The sequence below is a fragment of the Stutzerimonas sp. genome, assembly GCF_982611455.1.
In genome coordinates this window covers 78,996-100,810 of the sequence record NZ_CEXBBO010000010.1, presented here as the reverse complement: position 1 = coordinate 100,810, position 21,815 = coordinate 78,996, and the positions used below count along the sequence as shown (strand labels likewise).

Below are 21,815 nucleotides of genomic sequence, written 5' to 3'. Positions count from 1 at the left end.
CACCGGATTGCCCCGGCCGCGGCGAAACGTCAACAAACCCTATAGCAAGCGCTGTGCCTTCGCGGCGGGCCGGTGATTGCGGGGCGCAACGGGTCGAGAGCAAGACACAATCGCACCAGCCCGACGCCATTCGGCGCGGGCGGGCACTTTTTCAGCGCATCGTGGGTGCTAGAAGAACCCCAGTGGATTGATGTCGTAGCTCACCAAGAGGTTCTTGGTCTGCTGGTAGTGGTCGAGAATCATCTTGTGGGTCTCGCGCCCGACACCGGATTTCTTGTAACCACCGAACGCCGCATGCGCGGGGTAGAGGTGGTAGCAGTTGGTCCAGACGCGCCCGGCCTTGATCGCGCGGCCCATGCGATAGGCACGGTTGATGTCGCGGGTCCAGACGCCCGCGCCGAGGCCGTATTCGGTGTCGTTGGCAATGGCCAGGGCTTCAGCTTCGTCCTTGAAGGTGGTGACGCCGATCACCGGGCCGAAGATTTCCTCCTGGAACACGCGCATCTGGTTGGTGCCCTTGAGCAGAGTCGGCTGGATGTAATAGCCGGTCGCCAGGCTGCCTTCGAGTTTCTCGACGCCGCCACCGGTCAGCACTTCGGCGCCTTCCTGCTTGGCGATGTCCAGGTAGGACATGATCTTGTCGAACTGTTGCTGACTGGCCTGTGCACCGACCATGGTGTCGGTGTCCAGCGGATCGCCACGCTTGATCTGCGAGACTTTCTTCATCACCGCTTCCATGAAGGGACCGTAGATGGACTCCTGAACCAGCGCACGCGATGGGCAGGTGCAGACTTCGCCCTGGTTGAAGAAGCCCAGCACCAGCCCTTCGGCAGCTTTCTCGATGAAGATCGGCTCGGCCTGCATGATGTCTTCGAAGTAGATGTTCGGCGACTTGCCGCCCAGTTCCACGGTACTCGGGATGATGTTGCCAGCGGCCAGGCTCATGATGTGCGAACCCACCGGGGTAGAGCCGGTAAAGGCGATCTTGGCGATGCGCTTGCTGCTGGCCAATGCCTCGCCAGCTTCCTTGCCGAAGCCCTGCACCACGTTGAGCACGCCGGGTGGTAGCAGGTCACCAATCAGCTCCATCAGCACAGTGATCCCCAACGGTGTCTGCTCGGCCGGCTTCAATATCACGCAGTTGCCGGCGGCCAGCGCCGGAGCGAGCTTCCAGGTCGCCATCAGAATCGGGAAGTTCCAGGGGATGATCTGCCCGACCACACCCAGCGGCTCATAAAAGTGGTAGGCGGCGGTGTGTTCGTCGATTTCCGCCGAAGTGCCTTCCTGGGCGCGGATGCAGCCGGCGAAATAACGGAAATGATCAGCGGCGAGCGGGATGTCGGCGTTGAGTGTTTCACGCACCGCCTTGCCGTTGTCCCAGGTCTCGGTGACGGCGAGTAGTTCGAGGTTCTGTTCGATGCGGTCAGCGATCTTCAGCAGGATCGACGAGCGCGCCTGCACGGAGGTTTTGCCCCAGGCGTCGGCAGCAGCATGGGCGGCGTCCAGCGCCTTCTCGATATCCGCCGCATCGGAGCGCGGAAATTCGGCGATGGGCTGGCCGTTAACCGGGGAGAGATTGGTGAAATACTGGCCGTTTACCGGCTCGACGAACTGGCCGCCGATGTAATTGCCGTAACGGGATTTGAAGGAAACGACAGCGCCGTCGCTGCCAGGATGGGCGTAACGCATGGTAGGTCTCCGGGTCTTGAAATTATGTTGGGACTACTGAGGTTGAGCGTAGATCAACGCCCGTTCGTCGGTTGGCGAGGCGACGTGTGGTGGTGGTCCGTGGCGGGGCTGCTGGCGCTATCGCTGTGCTAATCTGCCGCGCAGTTTTTGGTGTCGGCGATCGCGACTGGAGTCGCCTCTCATGTCTGCCGGCGCGGCGTTTTTCAGAGGTCATTCATGCACATTCATATTCTCGGCATCTGCGGCACCTTCATGGGTTCGCTGGCGGTGCTGGCCAAGGAACTGGGCCATCGCGTTACCGGCTCCGATGCCAATGTTTATCCACCGATGAGCACCCAGCTCGAAGCCCAGGGCATCGAGCTGACACAGGGTTACGAGCCGAGCCAGCTCGAACCGGCACCGGATCTGGTGGTGATCGGCAATGCGCTGTCGCGAGGCAACCCAGCCGTGGAGTACGTGCTGAACAAGGGCCTGCCCTATGTGTCCGGGCCGCAGTGGTTGGCTGATCACGTGTTGCAAGGGCGCTGGGTCCTGGCCGCCGCCGGTACGCACGGCAAGACCACGACCAGCAGCATGCTCGCCTGGGTGCTGGAACACGCCGGCATGAGTCCGGGCTTTCTAATCGGTGGGGTGCCGCAGAATTTCGGTATCTCGGCGCGTTTGGGCGGCACGCCGTTTTTCGTGGTCGAGGCGGACGAGTACGACAGCGCCTTCTTCGACAAGCGCAGCAAATTCGTCCATTACCGCCCACGCACGGCGATCCTGAATAACCTCGAATTCGACCACGCGGATATCTTTCCTGACCTCGCGGCAATCGAGCGCCAGTTCCACCACCTGGTGCGCACCGTGCCGAGCGAAGGTTTGGTTATCCATCCGCAATCCGAAGAAGCGCTCAAGCGCGTGATCGGCATGGGCTGCTGGACACCGGTGCAGACCACCGGAGAGGGCGGCCAATGGCAGGCGAATCTGCTCAGCGCCGACGGATCACGTTTCGAGGTCATTTTCGATGGCGCGGTGCAAGGCGTGGTGGATTGGGAGCTGACCGGCCAACACAACGTCAACAACGCCCTGGCGACGCTCGCGGCGGCACGTCATGTTGGCGTATTGCCAAAGCAGGGCGCCGAGGCGCTGAGCGAATTCCGCAGCGTCAAGCGGCGCATGGAAAAGGTCGCCGAGGTCAACGGCGTGACCATCTATGACGACTTCGCCCATCACCCGACCGCTATCGCCACCACCCTCGACGGGCTGCGCAAGCGCGTCGGCGTTACGCCGATCATCGCGGTGATCGAGCCGCGCTCCAATTCCATGAAGCTCGGTGCTCACCGCGAGGGTCTGGCCGAATCCGTGGCGCTGGCCGATCAGGCCATCTGGTACGCGCCGGCCAACCTCGGCTGGGATCTGGCCGCGACGGTCGCCGGCTCGCCAGTGCCGACAACTGTGTGCGATTCGCTGGAAGCGATTATCGCCAAGGTCAAAGCCGACGCCACGCCGGGCACCCAGGTGGTGGTGATGAGCAATGGCGGTTTTGGTGGGTTGCACACGAAATTGGCCGAGGCGTTGCGCCAGCCGTGAGCGGGTGCTGGCGCGATTGGCTCTGTTGGACTTGTTGTTCCATGCGGGCGGCAATGGTGGGCTGAAGCCCACCCTACGACCTGAGTAGCGCGTCGGCTCTTGTAGGGTGGGCTTCAGCCCACCAAAAACGACAACAAGGGAACAGATAAATGAGCGGACCGGAACGCATCACACTGGCCATGACAGGCGCCTCGGGTGCGCAATACGGCCTGCGCCTGCTTGACTGCTTGATCCAGGAAGACCGCGAGGTTCACTTCCTGATTTCCAAGGCTGCACAGCTGGTAATGGCCACCGAGACCGATGTCGTGTTGCCCGCCAAGCCACAGGCCATGCAGGCTTTTCTCTCGGAATACACCGGGGCTGCGGTTGGGCAGATCCGTGTGTTCGCCAAGGAAGACTGGATGGCGCCACCAGCTTCCGGCTCCGGCGCGCCGACGGCGATGGTGGTGGTGCCCTGTTCCACCGGAACCCTTTCCGCGATTGCCGCGGGCGCCTGTAACAACCTGATCGAGCGCGCCGCCGACGTCACCCTCAAGGAGCGCCGCCAGCTGATTCTGGTGCCGCGCGAGGCGCCGTATTCGAGCATTCATCTGGAAAACATGCTCAAGCTGTCGAACCTCGGCGTGACCATCCTGCCGGCTTCGCCGGGCTTCTATCATCAACCCCAGACCATTGATGACCTGATTGATTTCGTCGTGGCGCGGATCCTCAATCTGCTCAACATTCCCCAGGACATGCTGCCGCGCTGGGGCGAGCACCATATCGTCAGCGACGACTGAACATGCAAGATGAAGGAGCGCAGTAATTCGCGCCGCGTTCATTTGTAGGATGGGTCGGGCCGCGCAGGCGGAGCCCATCGCGGCGGATTGATGGTTGCATCTGCGCGGCCCGACCCGGCCCACGAAGACTGCTGAACGAGGTGCTTCACGTGTTCAATTGGAACTGTCTGTCAGACGACACCGAACGCCCGTCAAATCCACGCAGCAGCGGGCGAACGGTGCGACTTTACTTGACGCTCCTGGCCGTCCTGCTACTGCCCGGCTGCGCCACGGTGCGTACCCTCGATGCCGCAAAGCCCGGCGCGCCTATCGTCTATTCCGGCACTCGCCTGAACTGGTACAGCCTCAATGGCGGCTGCTGTCCGCTGGAACGTTTTGGTGCCGAAGCACCGACGCATGCGGTACTCGATCTGCCTGCCAGCGCGTTACTCGACACCCTTCTATTGCCGTTCTCGCTCGCTGCCGTCCTCGGGCTCGGGTTGAACGTGCAAGGTGGTCTCTAACCCTCCAGCCTGCGCCAAACCTGCCCTCGCCCTCGCGCCAGTAATCCCTCGCCGATAAGAAACGGTTATCACCAGATCAGTGGCTGTCATTAGGCAGCGCGCACGGCGGTTCTTAAAGTGGTGCGTGCAGAAGCCGCCTTGGCCACCACGAAGAATAAGAAAAGAGAGGGAAGACGATGAGGTCGGGCCTGATCGTGACCGCCAGCGAAGGCATTCATCTGTCCGCTATCTATTCATATGATCTGTTCTGCGATCAGCCTGTTTTCGCAGGGTCGCTGCGTACGGCGCGTTCGCGCTTTGCTGGGCGCCGTGCGCCCCCCCCAATGGCCTGCTGATTCGCCATTATTGCCCCGTATTGCGTGGCCGGTTCCGGCCGCTCGCATGGCGGCTAATAGACCGTTCGGGCGATTCGAAAAGAAATTTGGACGATCAAATTTGACAGCCAATCATATGATGATAGGGTTCAGTGGAACCAATGGCAGCCGCACAGAGGCTCGCATGTCGAACAACTATCACAGCGCAACAGTGGACTGGCTGGGCTCCTGGATCGCTTCGGGCAAGGTCCGGCCGGGCGAGGCGTTGAAGGTCGAGGCCGGTCTCTGCGAAGAACTGGGTGTCAGCCGCACGGTGATCCGTGAAGCAATCAAGACGCTGGTGGCCAAGGGCATGCTCGACGTCGGGCCCAAGGTCGGCACACGGGTCACCCCCGTACGCTCCTGGAATCTTTTCGACGTTCAGGTCGTGGGTTGGCTGGCCGAGAACGGGCTGCCGGAAAGCTTCGTGATGGACCTGCTCGACCTGCGCCGCACCATCGAGCCGACTGCGGTGCGCTGGGCCTGCGAGCGCGCCACGCCACAGCAGATCGCTGAAATCCAGGCCGCGTACCAGATGCTCGCCGCCTCGCTGGCCGACAAGGATACGTACAACCACGCCGACAAGCTTTTCCACGAGGCGGTGCTGGCGGCCAGCCACAACCAGTTCATCGAGCGCATGGTGCCGGCGTTGGGCGCCTTGCTGGCGGTGTCGTTCGAGGTGTCCTCCACGGTCCCTGATGAGCTCGGGCTGACCCTGCCGTTGCACAAGGAAATCGCCGACGCCATCGCCAGTCGCGATGGCGCGCGGGGCGTCTGGGCGTGCATGGCCTTGATCGAACGCGCCGCCTTGACCATTTCACGCCACTACCCGGAGCTGGTCGTATTACGCGGCGAGCGGACTGCGCCATAAAAACAATGAAAGCGGAGTGCGACCATGCAATGGCTGCCCATCTCGCAACAACGCTACTCGCTGGCCGAGGGTCCCTTCTGGGATGTCCTGGATCAGACGCTCTACTGGGCCGATATCGTCGGTCGATTGGCCTGTCGACTGGGCCCTGATGGCTACCGGCAATGGCAGCTGGCCGAGCCGGTATCGGCGTTTATTCCCTGCCAGCGTGGTGATGCGCTGGTGACTCTGGCCAGCGGTGTCTATCGCCTCGATCTCGCCTCCGCTGAGGCCAAGCCCGACCTCGAAAGGCTCTGCATCGCTGACGGCACGCCCGGCAATCGTGCCAACGAGGCGCGCTGCGACGCCGAGGGGCGGCTCTGGCTCGGCACTATGCAGAACAACATTGCTGACGATGGCGGCGACCTGCCAATCACCCGGCGTTCCGGCGGGCTGTTTCGGGTCGACCCGGATGGCTCGGTCACGCAGCTGCTCAGCGATCTGGGGATCGTCAATACGCTGCTGTGGAGCGAGGCGGGTGACCGCGTGATCTGCGGCGACACGCTGGATGAATCGCTGTACTGCCACCGCGTCGCTGATGACGGGCATCTGGTCGACCGGAAAACCTGGGCCGGTCCCCATTCTCGCGGTGTGCCCGACGGCTCCGCGATGGATGCCGAGGGCTACGTCTGGAATGCGCGCTGGGGCGGGCATTGCCTGCTGCGTTTCGCGCCCGACGGCTGCCTCGACCGCATCGTCGAGCTGCCCGTCAGCCATCCCACTAGCTGCGTATTTGGCGGGCCGAATCTGACCCATTTGTATGTGACCTCGGCCATGCCGGGCGAGGCGTCGACCGAGCTGGACGGCGCGGTGCTGATGGCTGATGTCGGCATCGTCGGGCTGTCCTGTACACGCTTCGCTGGTTGACCCCATCTTTCCGGCCGCCTGGCGGCCAACATTCGTCAAAGGAGTTGTTCAAATGGCCGCACCGCTCACTCTGCCAGCGACACCCGAACCCCAGCGTGGCGAACGCCTGAAAGGCAAAGTCGTGGTCGTCACCGGCGGCGCCCAGGGCATCGGCGAGGCCATCGTCGCCTGCTTCCAGGCGCAGCAGGCCAAGGTCGTGATTGGTGACATTCAAGGTGAAAAAGCCGAGCGGGTCGCCGCCGGCTGGCGCGAGCGGGGCGGTGAAGTGTGCGCGCTGAAAACCGACGTCACCCAGCCTGCCGAGCTGGAAGCGCTGGTCGGCCTGGCGCTGGAGCACTACGGCCAGGTCGATGTGCTGGTCAATTGCGCGGGAGTGAACGTCTTCCGTGATCCCCTGGAAATGACCGAAGAAGACTGGCGGCGCTGCTTCGCCATCGACCTGGACGGCGTCTGGTTCGGTTGCAAGGCCGCATTGCCGCACATGGTGCAGCGCGGCATCGGCAACATCATCAACATCGCTTCGGTGCACTCGACCAACATCATTCCCGGCTGCTTTCCCTACCCGGTCGCCAAGCACGGATTGCTCGGGCTGACCCGCGCGCTGGGCATCGAATACGCGCCCAAGGGCATTCGCGTCAATGCCATCGCGCCGGGCTATATCGAGACGCAGCTCAACGTCGACTACTGGAACGACTTTGCCGATCCGCACGCCGAGCGACAACGCGCTTTCGACATGCATCCGCCGCGACGCATCGGCCAGCCGATCGAGGTGGCGATGACCGCGCTGTTTCTCGCCACCGACGAGGCGCCGTTCATCAACGCCGCCTGCATCACCATCGATGGCGGGCGTTCGGTGCTCTACCACGATTGAGCCAGGGAGTCGTTGCAGCGGGCTGATGGCAGCCCCGCGGCAAGCCGCCAGCACGCATTCGGTGGTGACGTATCAGGGCTGAACACCTGATGAGTCAATAACAAGCTAGTCAATGAAAGCTATTCAATAAAAATAATGGAGGTAGCTATGTTCCGTTCGTTCGGAATCCGTTCGCTTTGCTGTGCGGCGTTAACTGTCGGCGCGATGAGTTTCGCTGGTGCGACCCTGGCCGAAGACGAGGTCAAGATCGGCTTTCTGGTCAAGCAACCCGAGGAGCCCTGGTTCCAGACCGAATGGGCATTCGCCGAGAAGGCCGCCAAGGAGCACGGTTTCACCTTGCTCAAGATCGCCGTACCGGACGGCGAGAAAACCCTTTCTGCCATCGACAGCCTCGCCGCCAATGGCGCCAAGGGTTTCGTCATCTGCCCTCCAGACGTGGCGCTCGGCCCGGCCATCGTCGCCAAATCCAAGTTCAACGATCTCAAGGTCATGGCCGTCGATGATCGCTTCGTCGATGCCAAGGGCCAGTTCATGGAAGACGTGCCGTATCTCGGCATGGCGGCCTTCGAAGTGGGCCAGAAGCAGGGTTCGGCCATGGCCGAAGAAGCCAAGAAGCGCGGCTGGGACTGGAGCGACACCTATGCGGTGATCAATACCTACAACGAACTCGACACCGGCAAGAAGCGCACCGACGGCTCGGTCGACGCCCTGAAGAAGGCCGGCTTCCCCGAAGACCATATCCTCTATACCCCGCAGAAAACCCTCGACGTGCCGGGCAGCATGAACGCCACCACCTCGGCGCTGGTGAAGCTACCGCGCGGCGCGAAGAACCTGATCATTGGTGGCATGAACGACAACACCGTGCTGGGCGGCGTGCGCGCCACCGAAAGCGCCGGCTTCAGCGCCGAGAACGTGATCGGCATCGGCATCAACGGTACCGACGCCATCGGTGAGCTGAAGAAGGACCACAGCGGCTTCTACGGCTCGATGCTGCCCAGTCCGCACATCGAAGGCTACGAAACCGCGCGGATGATGTACGAGTGGGTCACCACCGGCAAAGAGCCACCGAAGTACACGGCAATGGACGAAGTCACCCTGATCACCCGCGAGAATTTTCAGGAAGAGCTGGAAAAGATCGGCCTCTGGAAATAAGCCGATCCGTTCGCGGGAGGCCTGATCCCAGGCCGATTTCAGCATCGAACTCGCCCGGTCGAACGGGCGAGCGTGGAGACGCTCCATGCTTCAACAAGTCAATTCGGGCGACAGCCTGCGTTTCAATGGCATCGGCAAGAACTTCCCGGGCGTGCGTGCACTTTCGGAGATCAGCTTCGTGGCTCAACCCGGCACCGTGCATGCCTTGATGGGTGAGAACGGCGCCGGCAAATCCACGTTGCTGAAGATCTTGGGCGGCGCCTATCAGCCGAGCAGCGGCGACCTGCAGATCGGCGAGCGTACCCTGGCTTTCCGGTCCGCCGGCGAAAGCATCGCCAGCGGCGTCGCGGTGATTCACCAGGAGCTGCACCTGGTGCCGGAAATGAGCGTGGCGGAGAACCTGATGCTCGGGCATATGCCTTCGCGCTTTGGGCTGGTCAATCGTCGCGCGATGCAGCGTCAGGCGAGTGAGTTGCTCAAGGGTCTGGCCGATGAGATCGATCCGGCCGCACGTCTGGGCAGTCTGTCGCTGGGGCAGCGCCAGTTGGTGGAGATCGCCAAGGCCATGTCGCGCAAGGCCCATGTCATTGCCTTCGACGAGCCCACCAGCAGCCTGTCCGCCCGCGAGATCGAGCGGTTGATGGCGATCATCGGGCGGCTGCGGGACGAGGGGCGAGTGGTCCTGTACGTCTCGCATCGGATGGAAGAGATTTTTCGCATTTGCGATGCGGTCACGGTGTTCAAGGACGGTCGTTTCGTCTGCACCTTCGATGACATGAGCGAGCTGACCCACGACCAGTTGGTGACCTGCATGGTCGGCCGCGATATCCAGGACATCTATAACTATCGGCCCCGCGAGCAGCAGGGCGAGGCCCTATGCGTCGACGGCCTGCTCGGCCACGGCCTGCAGGAACCGGTGAGTTTCTCGGTCAGCCGTGGCGAGGTGCTCGGCTTCTTCGGTCTGGTCGGCGCCGGGCGTACCGAGCTGCTGCGTTTGCTCGCCGGGCTGGCCCCGCACAAGGAAGGAACGGTGCAGCTCGATGGTCAGCCGCTGAAATTGAAATCGGCACGCGACGCCATCGCCTCGGGAATCCTGCTTTGCCCGGAGGACCGCAAGAAAGAAGGCATCGTGCCGCTGGGCAGTGTGGCGGAGAACATCAACATCGGTGCGCGCGGCCGCAACGCGCGGCTCGGCTGCCTGGTGCAGGGGCGCTGGGAGCGTGACAACGCCGACCGGCAGATCCGCGCACTGAACATCAAGACGCCGTCGCCCGATCAGCAGATCGTTTACCTCTCCGGCGGCAACCAGCAGAAGGTGATCCTCGGTCGCTGGCTGTCGATGCCGATGAAGGTGTTGCTGCTCGACGAGCCCACCCGCGGTATCGACATCGGCGCCAAGGCCGAGATTTACCAGATCATCCATGACCTCGCGGCGAGCGGCATCGCGGTGATCGTCGTTTCCAGCGACCTGATGGAAGTCATCGGTATTTCCGACCGCATCCTGGTGATGAGCGAGGGCGCGATTACTGGCGAGCTCCCGCGCGAGCAGGCTGATGAGTCCCGCCTGCTGCAACTGGCACTCCCGCGTTCGCGCGGTTGAACAACAATGATGAGGTGCTCTATGTCTGCTCAACAAAACGCCCTGGCCGCACCGCGGCAAGGCCTCAATATGCGCCGCTTTCTCGATGACTGGGTCATGGTATTGGCCGCGCTCGGCATCTTCGTGCTGTCGGCGATCTTCATAGACAACTTCCTCTCGCCGTTGAACATGCGCGGCCTGGGGTTGGCGATTTCGACCGTCGGCATCGCTGCCTGCACCATGCTGTTCTGCCTGGCATCCGGGCACTTCGACCTTTCGGTCGGCTCGGTGATTGCCTGCGCTGGCGTGGTGGCCGCGGTGGTAATGCGCGATACCGAGAGCGTGTTCATCGGCGTCGCTGCGGCGCTGGCGATGGGGCTGGTGGTCGGACTGATCAACGGCATCGTGATCGCCAAGCTGCGTATCAACGCGCTGATTGCGACGCTGGCGACCATGCAGATCGTGCGCGGGCTGGCCTATATCTTCTCCAACGGCAAGGCCGTCGGGGTGATGCAGGAGGACTTCTTCCTGTTCGGCAATGGCAGCCTGTTCGGTGTGCCGGTGCCCATCCTGATCACCGTCGTCTGCTTCGTGTTTTTCGGTTGGCTGCTGAACTACACCACTTACGGCCGCAACACCATGGCCATCGGCGGCAATCAGGAAGCGGCGCTGCTGGCGGGCGTCAGCGTTGACCGCACCAAGATCATCATCTTTGCCGTGCACGGCCTGATCGGTGCGCTGGCCGGCGTGATACTGGCGTCGCGGATGACGTCGGGCCAACCGATGATCGGCCAAGGCTTTGAGCTGACGGTGATCTCCGCCTGCGTGCTGGGGGGCGTCTCGCTCAGCGGCGGCATCGGCATGATTCGTCACGTGATCGCTGGGGTGCTGATTCTGGCCATCATCGAAAACGCGATGAACCTGAAAAACATCGACACCTTCTACCAGTACGTCATCCGCGGCACGATTCTGTTGCTGGCGGTGATCATCGATCGGCTGAAGCAGCGCTGATCCCAATCGCGCCGCTTGCCGGCGCGCTGGAGAACCCGTGAAGACACATCTGATCGCGCTGGACTGGGGCACCAGTTCACTGCGCGCTTATCGGCTCGGTGCGGCCGGCGAAACGCTGGAAGAGCGCAGCCTGCCGCTGGGCGTCATGCAGCTGGACGGCAGTGAGGCCGACTTCGAACGCGCGCTGGAAAAGGCCTGTGGCGACTGGCAGCGGTCGAGTCCCGAGGTGCCGATGATTGCCTGCGGCATGATTGGCAGCGCCCAGGGCTGGCGCGAAACGCGCTACGCCGAGGCGCCGCTCGGTGTTGACGGACTGGTCCTGCTATCGATCGATCGCCCGCACGGTATGCCGCTGTGGCTGGTGCCGGGGGTAATCCAGCGCAGCGTCTTGCCCAACGTGATGCGCGGCGAGGAAACCCAGGTGTTCGGCCTGCTCGATGGCGATGCTGATCACGCCGCGCCATTGCTGATCGGCCTGCCGGGCAGCCACAGCAAGTGGGTCATGGTTGAAGACGGACAGCTCAGCCAGTTCCAGACGTTCATGACCGGTGAGGTCTATCAGGCGCTGCTCGGCCATACGATTCTCGGGCGCACGGCGGTCATCAGTGACGCCTTCAACACTGCGGCCTTCGAGCGCGGCCTGCACGTGGCGAGGTCGAGCGAGGGGCAAGGTGGCCCGTTGGCCACCATCTTCAGCAGCCGCACGCTGGTGCTGACCGGCGAACTCAGCGGCATGGCCCAGCCCGATTATCTGTCCGGACTGCTGATCGGCCACGAGTTGGTCGCCATGACAGCGCTGCTGCAAGTGCAGCCGCCGCAGTCCATCGTCCTCATCGGCAATCCAGCCCTGTGCGCCCGCTATTTGTGGGCACTGGAGCATTGCGGATTCGGGTCGCTGCGCTTCGCGCCGGAGGCGACGGCCGCCGGGCTCTGGAAAATCGCCACGGGGGCTGGGCTGGTCGCAGCCGAGGCAGCAGAAGAGCCGCATGTTCGACACCACGCTGGCCATTAACGGGCTGATTGCAACCTTCTAGAGATTGCCGAATGAAAATAACTCGCCTTACCACGCTGGTCGTTCCGCCACGCTGGCTATTTCTGAAGATCGAAACCGACGACGGCATCACCGGCTGGGGCGAGCCAGTGGTCGAGGGGCGTGCACAAAGCGTCGCCGCCGCGGTAGAGGAGTTGGCCGATTACCTAATCGGCAAGGACCCGCGCAACGTCGAAGACCTCTGGACGGTCATGTATCGCGGCGGCTTCTATCGCGGCGGGCCTATCCTCATGAGTGCCATTGCCGGCATCGATCAAGCGCTGTGGGACATCAAGGGCAAGGCGCTCGGCGTGTCGGTCAGCGAGTTGCTCGGTGGCCGGGTGCGCGAGCGCATCCGTGTGTATTCCTGGATTGGTGGCGATCGTCCGGCGGATACCGCCAACGCGGCGCGAGACGCGGTGGCGCGGGGTTTCAGTGCGGTGAAGATGAATGCCAGCGAGGAGCTGCAGTTCGTCGACAGCCACGCCAAGGTCGATGCGGTGTTGGCGAATATGGCGGCCGTACGGGATGCGGTGGGCAAGAACATCGGTATAGGCGTGGATTTTCACGGTCGTGTGCACAAACCCATGGCGAAGATATTGATCAAGGAACTCGAGCCGTATCGGCCGATGTTCATCGAGGAACCGGTGCTCAGCGAGAATTACGAGGCGCTCAAGGAGCTGGCGCCATTATCCTGCGCGCCCATCGCGCTGGGTGAGCGACTCTATTCGCGCTGGGATTTCAAACGCATCCTCGCCGAGGGCTACGTCGACATCATTCAGCCGGACACCTCTCATGCTGGCGGCATCACCGAGACGCGCAAGATCGCCAGCATGGCCGAGGCCTACGACGTGGCGTTGGCGTTGCATTGCCCGCTCGGGCCGATTGCGCTGGCTGCGTGCCTGCAGCTGGATGGCGTCTGCTACAACGCCTTCATTCAGGAACAGAGCCTGGGCATCCACTACAACCAAGGCAACGACCTGCTCGACTACATCAGCAACCGAGAAGTATTCGAGTATGAGGATGGCTTCGTTGCGATACCGAACGGGCCGGGGCTGGGCATCGAGATCAACGAAGATTATGTGCTGGAGCAGGCGAGCATCGGCCATCGCTGGCGCAACCCGCTCTGGCGTCATGCAGATGGCAGCGTGGCCGAGTGGTAGGGCTGCGATTGGGGCGGGCGAAAATATTCCCCATCAGCCCACCGCATCGTGCCGGAACCGGTGGGCTGAAGCCCACCCTACGCTACCGGACCAAGCAATATCGTGCGGTGGGCTTCAGGTCGTAGGGTGGGCTTTAGCCCACCGTGGAACGGCCGGACGCTCGCCAGCGCTGCGGGATGAGCCGAGGCGCACGCCGAATAGCAAACAGTGGAGGCGCAAAGGCATTCCGTTTTCCTCCACCGCACCGTGCCGGAACCGGTGGGCTAAAGCCCACCCTACGGTACTTGGCTCCGGCTCCCGCAGCGGCAGGGTGGGCCGGGCGGCGCTCCGCTTCAGCCCACCACTTGCTGGCTCGTTACTATGCGGAAAGTCTCTTGCCGGGGCCTTTTGCGTCAGGGCTTGGGGAATTTGTAGAGGGTGGTCTGGGTGTAGGTCTCGCCCGGATCGAGGCGTGTGCTCGGGAAGTCCGGTTGGTTGGGCGAGTCCGGGTAGTGCTGCGTTTCCAGGGTGAAGGCACTCCAGTGCGGGTACGCCTTGCCGCCTTTGCCCTTGATGCTGCCGTCGAGGAAGTTACTGGTATAGAGCTGCACACCGGGCTCGGTGGTGTACATCAGCAGACGCCGTCCGGATTCGGGGTCGAGCACTTCGGCGGCCAGCTTGCTCAGATCTCCGTTGGTATCCAGCACCCAATTGAAATCAAATCCGCCGGCCTTGGGCTCGGCGAATTTCAATTGTTTGTGATCCTCCTTGATATGCGCGCCGAAGGCGGTGGGTGTGAGGAAATCCATCGGCGTACCCTGGACGCTGGGCAGCTCGCCGGTAGGGATCAACTTTTTGGAGACTGGCGTGTAGCGCGACGCATGCAATGTGGCGACCTGTTCGAGCACGCTCGGGCTGCCGGCACCGGCCAGATTGAAGTAGCTGTGGTTGGTCAGATTGAGCACGGTGGGTTTGTCAGTGGTGGCGCGGTACTGGATGCGCAGCTCGTTGTCTTCGCTGAGGCTGTAGACCACATGCGTGGTCAGGGTGCCGGGAAAACCCATCTCACCGTCGGGCGACACATAGCTCAGTTCGACACCGACCCAGCCGTCCTCGTCGGCGGGCTTGGCCTTCCATACCCGCTTGTCGAAGCCCTCCGGCCCGCCATGCAGGGCGTTGCTGCCATCGTTCTGCGGGACCTGATACGTCGTGCCATCGAGTTCGAAGCGCCCCTCGGCGATGCGGTTGCCGAAGCGGCCAATGGTGGCGCCGAAGTAGACGTTGCCGTTCTTGATGTAGCCGTCGACGTCATCGAAGCCGAGCACGATATCCTCGAGCTTGCCGTTCTTGTCCGGCACCAGCAGTGACTGCAGGACGCCGCCATAGGTGATCACAACGGCCTCCATCCCTTGGCTGTTCTTCAATGTGTATTTCTCGATGGCCGTGCCGTCCGGCATCTTGCCGAAGCTGCCGTGCTGGTTGGACAGGCCCGCGGCCTGGGCGCCGAGTGTGCTGATCATAAGAGACAGGGCAATTCCGTTGAGTAGGGGGCTGCGTTGCATGGCTTCACCTGACATTGTTGTTGTTTTTCGCATGAGCGCACGGCGCCAAGGCTGTACGGATGCTTGGCGGCGTTGCGCCGGCTGAAGCCTAGACAGCTGAGCGATTCCCTCCCAATACCAATTCGGGTGTTTGTTATACGCAAACCGATATGCCTGTCTTGCGTTGATACCGGGGGCGGTCAGCTGTTCTGGCGGGCTTCATGCTGCGCCAGTGCCCAACGCACATGCTCGCGCACCAGCTCAGACGGATCGTCGCGGCGCGCCTCCAGAGCTTCCAGCACGGGAATGCTGGACGGCGCGTTGCCCAGCCCGACCGCCAGGTTGCGCAACCAGCTCTGGTATCCCGTCCGCCGCAGCGGTGAGCCCTCGGTGCGGCTGAGGAACTCTTCTTCGGTCCAGCGAAACAGCGTCGCCAGCTCGGCGTTGTCCAGGCTGTGACGCGGCTGGAAGTCGGTCTGCTCGGTGGGCTTGGCGAAGCGGTTCCAGGGGCAGACGATCTGGCAGTCGTCGCAGCCGAACACGCGGTTACCGATTTTCGACCGCAGCTCGACGGGAATCGAGCCTTTCAGCTCGATGGTCAAATAAGAAATGCAGCGCCGTGCATCCAGTACGCGCTCGCCGACGAACGCCTCGGTCGGGCAGACGTCCAGGCAGGCCCGGCAGCTGCCACAGTGATCGCGCGCGGTCGGCTCGTCGACAGGCAGGGCAATATCGATGAACAGCTCGCCGAGAAAAAACCAGCTGCCCGCCTTGCGGTTGAGCACCAGCGTGTTCTTGCCGATCCAGCCGAGGCCGGCTTGTTGTGCCACGGCCTTTTCCAGCACCGGCGCGCTGTCGACGAACGCGCGAAAGCCGAACGGACCGACGACCTGCTGGATACGCTCGGCCAGCTGTTGCAGGCGCTTGCGGATCAGCTTGTGATAGTCCCGACCTAGCGCGTAGCGGGACACATAAGCCTTGTCCGGTTGCGCCAACTGCTGTGTCATCTGGGTATCTCCCGGCAGATAATCCATGCGCAGGGAAATGACCCGCAAGGTGCCGGGAACCAGCTGCTCCGGATGGGAACGTTTGCTGCCATGGGCAGCCATATAGTCCATCTCGCCGTGATAGCCGGCCGCCAGCCAGCGTTCCAGGTGCGCTTCGTGCTCAGCCAGATCGACCCCGGTAATACCGACTTGCTGGAAGCCGAGCTCACGTCCCCATTCCTTGATGGACTGGGCGAGTGCAGCGGGGTCGAGAGCGTTGCTGGACATTGAATCGGATCTTCGAGAGTGCGTGGCGTGTGGCGTCGTGTGTGGCGGCGCGACCCGCTGAAGGCCATTAGCGCACGCTGCTGGTTTACCACCGATCGCGCCTTGCGCGGTTGCCATGAGACTGGATGCGCCGCAGGCGGCACGGCAGGCGCATGCGTATAATTCTGCCAGATATTCGCTCGGGTGATTCATGTCTCAGACCACCGATACTCTGCCTACCTCGTTATATTCCTCAGCTCAGGTGCGTGAGCTCGATGCTCGTCTGATCGCTGCTGGAACGTCTGGCTTCGAGTTGATGCAGCGCGCGGCTCACACGGCCTGGCGTGCGCTACGTCAGCGCTGGCCGGATGAAGAGCACGTCACCGTACTGGCGGGGCGGGGCAATAACGCGGGCGATGGATACTTGATCGCGGCGCTTGCGCAGCGTGCCGGTCGTCAGGTCAGGGTGCTTGCGATGGGCGAGCCGCAGGATTTGCAAGGCAACGCTGCGCAAGCTTTCGCTGAGGCGCAGAGCGCCGGAGTTGCCGTCCAGCCGTGGGCGCCGGAAGCAAGGCTGCAAGGCGTATTGGTTGATTCGCTGCTGGGCACCGGCATATCTGGTGACGTCCGAGAACCTTATGCGGCAGCGATCCGCTCGATCAACGAAAGCGCCTTGCCGGTATTGGCGGTCGATTTGCCGTCCGGTCTGTGCGCCGATACGGGGCGCGTTCTCGGGCAAGCGGTGCGCGCCGATCTGACGGTGTCGTTCATCGGTCTCAAAATCGGGCTATTTACGGGTGAGGGCCCGGATCGGGTGGGTGCGCTGGAATTCAACGATCTGCAAGCCGATGTGGCGGTCGTCGCGCAGATCCAACCTTCTGCGGTGCGGTTGTCCGCGGCGAATCTACCGGTGCTCTTGCCCCGTTCGCCGACTGCGCACAAAGGCAGCTTTGGTCAGGTGCTGGTGATCGGCGGTGATCTGGGTACCGGCGGTGCGGCATTGCTTAGCGCTGAGGCGTCGCTGCGCTGTGGTGCAGGCATGGTGACGCTGGCGACGCGGCCGGAACATGTGACGGCTGCGCTGGTTCGGCGTCCGGAAATCATGTGCAGCGGTGTCGAATCGACCTACGCGCTGACGGCGCTGACCCAGCGTGCTGATGTGTTGGTGATCGGACCAGGACTCGGGCAAGCGCCTTGGGGTCGCAGCCTATTGTCGCTTGCACCGCAATGTAAGGTGCCGCAGGTGTGGGATGCCGATGCGTTGAATCTGCTCGCTGCCGGCGCCGTCGGATTGCCAACCGAGTGTTTGCTGACGCCGCATCCCGGTGAGGCCGCGCGGTTACTGAACTGTGCGGTCGCCGATGTGCAGGCTGATCGTCCCGGCGCGGCCCGTGCGTTGGCGAGCCGGTACGGATGTGCAGTGCTGCTCAAGGGCGCGGGAACGTTGATCGCTGACCGTGATGGCCGGCTGGCGCTGTGTGATCGCGGTCACCCGGCGATGGCCAGTGCCGGCCTCGGCGATGTTCTGGCTGGCGTCGCGGGCGCCTTGCTGGCGCAGGGGTTGGCGCCGTTCGAAGCGGCTTGCCTGGCCGCCTGGCTGCATGCCGTCGCGGGTGAGCGTCTCGGCGAGCAAGGACGAGGGCTTGCGGCGGGCGATCTGATTCCCGCCATCCGCGAGTTGCTCGAGGAACAATCGCCATGTCGGAAGTAATTCTGTTCGCCGCAGATGAAGACGTAATGCTGGCGCTCGGTGCACGCATTGCCAGTGCGACCGGTGGTCGGGGTGTGATCTATCTGCATGGGGATCTAGGCGCGGGCAAAACGACGCTTTCGCGCGGTTTGATTCGTGGTTTCGGCCATGAAGGAAAGGTCAAAAGTCCGACTTTTACCTTGGTCGAGCCATACGAAACACCGGGCGCACGCGTGTTCCATTTCGATTTGTATCGACTGGTCGATCCAGAAGAACTGGAATTTCTCGGCATTCGCGACTATTTCGAAGGAGACGCCCTATGCCTGGTAGAGTGGCCGGAACGTGGCGCCGGCATTTTGCCAAAGGCTGACCTGGACATTACCATTACGCCGCAAGGGGCCGGCCGTACGCTGCGCCTGACGCCACGGGGCGAGCGCGGTGAAGGCTGGTGTTCCATCCTGACCATCGGTAATCAATGAACAATATGGGGTTGGGTATGCGCATGCGCGCGCTGGCAAGTGGTTTGGCATTAATGCTCGCGGCCGTACAGGTCCTGGCTGCTTCCGACGTGCAGAGCGTGCGTCTATGGCGAGCGCCGGATAATACGCGCCTGGTATTCGATCTCTCCGGCCCGGTACAGCACAAGGTTTTCACCCTGACGTCGCCGGATCGCATCGTCATCGACGTTGACGGCGGCAATCTGCCGAAGCCGTTCGAGCAACTACCGCTAAAGAACACGCCCATTTCTGGTCTGCGTGCGGCGAAGTTCGATGCCGATACCCTGCGCGTGGTCATTGATCTCTCCGCCCAGGTCTCTCCCAAGAGCTTTACGCTGACGCCTAATCAGCAATACGGGCATCGCCTCGTGGTCGATCTGTACGATAACGAGGCCGATGCTTCGGCAGCCACCGCCAGTGTTCCCGCTACCGTTACTCCGAGCACCCCTGCCACGCCGGTTTCGCCGACCCTCCCGGCGTTGAAGCTGCCTCCGCTGCCATCGAGCAAGCGTGACATTGTTATCGCGATCGATGCCGGCCATGGTGGCGAAGATCCCGGTGCGATCGGGCCGGGAAAAGTTTATGAGAAGGGTGTGGTGCTGCAGATAGCCAAGGAGCTGCAGCGCCAGATCAATGCTGAAAAAGGCTTCCGCGCCGAGCTGGTGCGCACGGGTGATTACTTCATTCCCCTGCGCAAGCGTACCGAGATTGCGCGCAAGAAAGGCGCTGACCTTTTCGTTTCGATACATGCGGACGCCGCGCCGCGCTCGGCCGCCTATGGTGCATCCGTGTTCGCTCTGTCGGACCGTGGCGCTACGTCGGAAACCGCACGCTGGTTGGCCGACAGCGAGAACCGTTCGGACCTGATCGGCGGTGCGGGCAATGTCAGCCTCGACGACAAAGACCAGATGCTCGCTGGCGTGCTGCTGGATTTATCGATGACTGCATCGCTGTCCTCCAGTCTCAATGTCGGGCAGAAGGTATTGAGTAATATGGGTCGCATCACGCCGCTGCATAAGCGCAGGGTGGAGCAGGCTGGGTTCATGGTGTTGAAGTCGCCGGATATCCCATCGATTCTCGTGGAAACTGGTTTCATCTCCAATCCGTCCGAGGCGCGCAAGCTTCAGACCGCTTCCCATCAGCAGTCTCTGGCGCGTTCGATTCACAGCGGCGTGCGGCAGTTTTTCCATGAAAACCCGCCGCCAGGAACCTATGTCGCCTGGATGCGTGACTCCGGCAAGATCGCCAGCGGCCCGCGCGAGCATGTGGTGCGTTCCGGTGAAAGCCTGGCGCTGCTTGCCGAGCGCTATCAGATCAGCCTGCCTGCGTTACGCAATGCCAACAGCCTGAAGAGTGACCTGATCAAAGTCGGCCAGACGCTGAATATCCCCGCGACCACGCTGGCGTCGCAGCCATGACCGAAGCTGCGCGCATTCAGCTGCTGAGCCCGCGGCTGGCGAACCAGATTGCCGCAGGGGAAGTGGTCGAGCGGCCCGCTTCGGTGATCAAGGAACTCTTGGAAAATAGCCTGGATTCGGGCGCCACGCGCATTGAAATAGATGTCGAACAGGGCGGCGTGAAGCTGTTGCGCGTGCGTGACGATGGTTGCGGTATTCCTGCAGACGATTTGCCGTTGGCCCTGGCCCGACACGCGACCAGCAAGATTCGCGACCTGGAAGATCTTGAACGGGTAATGAGCCTGGGCTTTCGCGGCGAGGCGCTAGCGTCGATCAGCTCGGTGTCGCGCCTGACGCTGACTTCGCGTACTGCCGACGCCGCGGAGGCCTGGCAGGTGGAAACCGAAGGTCGCGATATGGAGGCGCGGGTTCAACCGGCAGCACATCCGGTTGGCAGCTCGGTCGAGGTTCGCGATCTGTTCTTCAATACGCCGGCGCGCCGTAAATTTTTGCGTACCGAGAAGACCGAATTCGATCATCTGCAAGAAGTCATCAAGCGGCTGGCCCTGGCGCGTTTCGATGTGGCATTTCACTTGCGGCACAATGGCAAGGTGGTCCTGGCGCTGCATCAGGCCAGCGATGCTGCCTCGCGTGCGCGGCGCGTAGCGTCGGTGTGCGGGCCTGCCTTCCTCGAGCAGGCGCTGCCGGTCGAGATCGAGCGTAACGGCCTGCATCTCTGGGGCTGGGTCGGTTTGCCGACATTCTCCCGCAGCCAGGCGGACCTGCAATATTTCTACGTGAACGGGCGTATGGTACGCGACAAGCTGGTCGCGCATGCGGTGCGCCAGGCCTACCGAGACGTTCTGTTCAACGGTCGGCATCCGACCTTCGTGTTATTCCTCGATGTCGATCCGGCGGTCGTGGACGTCAATGTTCATCCGACCAAGCACGAGGTGCGCTTCCGTGATAACCGCATGGTGCATGACTTCCTCTATGGAACCTTGCACCGAGCGTTGGGCGATGTGCGGCCTGAGGATCAGCTCGCTGCGCCTGCCAGTGCTGCGCCGGTTATTCAGGTAAGTGGTCTTGCGGCCGGAGAGTTCGCCGGGCAGAACGAGATGAGCCTCGCCGCTAGCATCCTAGAGCAACCACAGGCTCAACAGCCGGCTTGGCGCGGAGTGGGCGCCGGTTATCAGGCGCCGCGGTCGATGCCAGCGGGCAATGCTGCGGAAGCGCAGGGTGCCTATCGTGAATTTTTTTCGCCGCTGGCCGAGATTGGTCCGGCAGCGCTGCCCGAGAGCCAGGATGATGTGCCGCCGCTAGGCTACGCATTGGCGCAGCTCAAGGGCATCTACATCCTCGCCGAGAACGCTCAAGGGCTGGTGCTGGTGGACATGCACGCCGCACACGAACGGATCACCTATGAGCGTCTAAAAACCGCAATGGCCAGCGAAGGGCTGCGCGGCCAGCCGCTGCTAGTGCCCGAGTCGATTGCTGTCAGCCAGCGCGAAGCGGACTGTGCTGAAGAGCATGCTCACTGGTTTCAGATGCTCGGTTTCGAATTGCAGCGGCTTGGCCCGGAGAGTTTGGCGATTCGTCAGATACCTTCGTTGCTCAAGCAGGCCGAGGCAACGCGGCTGGTGCAGGATGTGCTCGCCGATCTGCTGGAGTACGGCACCAGCGACCGTATCCAGGCGCATCTCAACGAGCTACTGGGCACGATGGCTTGTCACGGTGCGGTTCGAGCCAACCGACGTCTTACCTTGCCGGAGATGAATGGTCTGCTGCGAGATATGGAGCAGACCGAACGCAGTGGTCAATGCAACCACGGCCGTCCGACCTGGACTCAGATGGGGATGGGTGAGCTGGATAAATTATTTTTGCGTGGGCGATAAGCCATAAAACGATAAAAGCGCCGGAGGCTCAAGGCCGGACGCGCACGCCGCCGATCCGCTTTTCATTCAGCCTTGAGCCTCCAGCCT

18 protein-coding genes are annotated in these 21,815 nt (G+C 62.4%); 15 read left to right on the top strand and 3 right to left on the bottom strand.

Going from position 1 to position 21,815, the window contains the following annotated elements; genetic code table 11:
- Positions 1-168: 168 nt before the first annotated feature.
- Entirely contained in the window at positions 169-1,689 is a 1,521-nt protein-coding gene (gene exaC, locus AC2LD7_RS08640; protein WP_484597349.1) for an acetaldehyde dehydrogenase ExaC, read from the bottom strand.
- A 216-nt stretch (positions 1,690-1,905) separates the two neighbouring features.
- On the opposite strand from exaC, the gene mpl reads away from it, so the two are divergent.
- The 11 genes from mpl to dgoD all read left to right on the top strand — a co-directional run bounded on the left by mpl (position 1,906) and on the right by dgoD (position 13,476).
- Positions 1,906-3,261, top strand: a complete 1,356-nt coding sequence (gene mpl / locus AC2LD7_RS08635; protein WP_484597348.1) for a UDP-N-acetylmuramate:L-alanyl-gamma-D-glutamyl-meso-diaminopimelate ligase — start codon at positions 1,906-1,908, stop codon at positions 3,259-3,261.
- 149 nt (positions 3,262-3,410) lie between these two features.
- Positions 3,411-4,040, top strand: a complete 630-nt coding sequence (ubiX, locus tag AC2LD7_RS08630) for a flavin prenyltransferase UbiX (RefSeq protein WP_484597347.1) — start codon at positions 3,411-3,413, stop codon at positions 4,038-4,040.
- A 230-nt stretch (positions 4,041-4,270) separates the two neighbouring features.
- A complete protein-coding gene (locus AC2LD7_RS08625; protein ID WP_484597346.1) occupies positions 4,271-4,543 on the top strand; it encodes a YceK/YidQ family lipoprotein in 273 nt (90 codons plus the stop codon).
- A gap of 498 nt (positions 4,544-5,041) precedes the next feature.
- Positions 5,042-5,767 carry a FadR/GntR family transcriptional regulator gene (locus AC2LD7_RS08620; RefSeq protein ID WP_484597345.1) on the top strand — a complete coding sequence of 242 codons (726 nt, stop codon included), beginning with the start codon at positions 5,042-5,044 and terminating at the stop codon, positions 5,765-5,767.
- Positions 5,768-5,791: 24 nt separating this feature from the next.
- Positions 5,792-6,670 (top strand): SMP-30/gluconolactonase/LRE family protein, encoded by an 879-nt coding sequence (locus AC2LD7_RS08615; protein WP_484597344.1) that lies wholly within the window; start codon positions 5,792-5,794, stop codon positions 6,668-6,670.
- A gap of 52 nt (positions 6,671-6,722) precedes the next feature.
- Positions 6,723-7,541 (top strand): SDR family oxidoreductase, encoded by an 819-nt coding sequence (locus AC2LD7_RS08610; RefSeq protein ID WP_484597343.1) that lies wholly within the window; start codon positions 6,723-6,725, stop codon positions 7,539-7,541.
- Positions 7,542-7,688: 147 nt separating this feature from the next.
- Positions 7,689-8,693, top strand: a complete 1,005-nt coding sequence (locus AC2LD7_RS08605; protein ID WP_484597342.1) for a substrate-binding domain-containing protein — start codon at positions 7,689-7,691, stop codon at positions 8,691-8,693.
- Between the two features lie 85 nt (positions 8,694-8,778).
- On the top strand, positions 8,779-10,293 hold the full coding sequence (gene araG / locus AC2LD7_RS08600; RefSeq protein ID WP_484597341.1) for an L-arabinose ABC transporter ATP-binding protein AraG: 1,515 nt from the start codon (positions 8,779-8,781) through the stop codon (positions 10,291-10,293).
- A gap of 21 nt (positions 10,294-10,314) precedes the next feature.
- Positions 10,315-11,283 carry an L-arabinose ABC transporter permease AraH gene (araH, locus tag AC2LD7_RS08595; RefSeq protein WP_484597340.1) on the top strand — a complete coding sequence of 323 codons (969 nt, stop codon included), beginning with the start codon at positions 10,315-10,317 and terminating at the stop codon, positions 11,281-11,283.
- Between the two features lie 37 nt (positions 11,284-11,320).
- On the top strand, positions 11,321-12,295 hold the full coding sequence (locus tag AC2LD7_RS08590) for a 2-dehydro-3-deoxygalactonokinase (RefSeq protein ID WP_484597339.1): 975 nt from the start codon (positions 11,321-11,323) through the stop codon (positions 12,293-12,295).
- 32 nt (positions 12,296-12,327) lie between these two features.
- The gene (gene dgoD / locus AC2LD7_RS08585; RefSeq protein WP_484597338.1) at positions 12,328-13,476 is read left to right on the top strand and encodes a galactonate dehydratase; all 1,149 of its coding nucleotides are present in this window, start codon (positions 12,328-12,330) and stop codon (positions 13,474-13,476) included.
- Positions 13,477-13,868: 392 nt separating this feature from the next.
- Here the strand turns inward: dgoD and AC2LD7_RS08580 are convergent, their stop codons facing one another.
- Positions 13,869-15,017, bottom strand: a complete 1,149-nt coding sequence (locus AC2LD7_RS08580; protein WP_484597337.1) for an aldose epimerase family protein — start codon at positions 15,015-15,017, stop codon at positions 13,869-13,871.
- 179 nt (positions 15,018-15,196) lie between these two features.
- A complete protein-coding gene (queG, locus tag AC2LD7_RS08575; protein WP_484597336.1) occupies positions 15,197-16,270 on the bottom strand; it encodes a tRNA epoxyqueuosine(34) reductase QueG in 1,074 nt (357 codons plus the stop codon).
- A 190-nt stretch (positions 16,271-16,460) separates the two neighbouring features.
- Between queG and AC2LD7_RS08570 the strand changes: the two genes are divergently transcribed.
- From AC2LD7_RS08570 to mutL, 4 genes are read left to right on the top strand one after another with little or no spacing between them, the layout of a single operon-like run.
- Positions 16,461-17,960, top strand: a complete 1,500-nt coding sequence (locus AC2LD7_RS08570; protein ID WP_484597335.1) for an NAD(P)H-hydrate dehydratase — start codon at positions 16,461-16,463, stop codon at positions 17,958-17,960.
- A complete protein-coding gene (gene tsaE, locus AC2LD7_RS08565; RefSeq protein ID WP_484597334.1) occupies positions 17,948-18,418 on the top strand; it encodes a tRNA (adenosine(37)-N6)-threonylcarbamoyltransferase complex ATPase subunit type 1 TsaE in 471 nt (156 codons plus the stop codon). Before AC2LD7_RS08570 ends, tsaE begins: the two co-directional genes overlap by 13 nt.
- Before the next feature lie 17 nt (positions 18,419-18,435).
- Entirely contained in the window at positions 18,436-19,854 is a 1,419-nt protein-coding gene (locus AC2LD7_RS08560) for an N-acetylmuramoyl-L-alanine amidase (RefSeq protein WP_484597333.1), read from the top strand.
- Positions 19,851-21,728: a DNA mismatch repair endonuclease MutL gene (gene mutL / locus AC2LD7_RS08555; protein ID WP_484597332.1), complete on the top strand. Its 1,878-nt coding sequence runs from the start codon at positions 19,851-19,853 to the stop codon at positions 21,726-21,728. Before AC2LD7_RS08560 ends, mutL begins: the two co-directional genes overlap by 4 nt.
- The last annotated feature ends 87 nt before the right edge of the window (positions 21,729-21,815 follow it).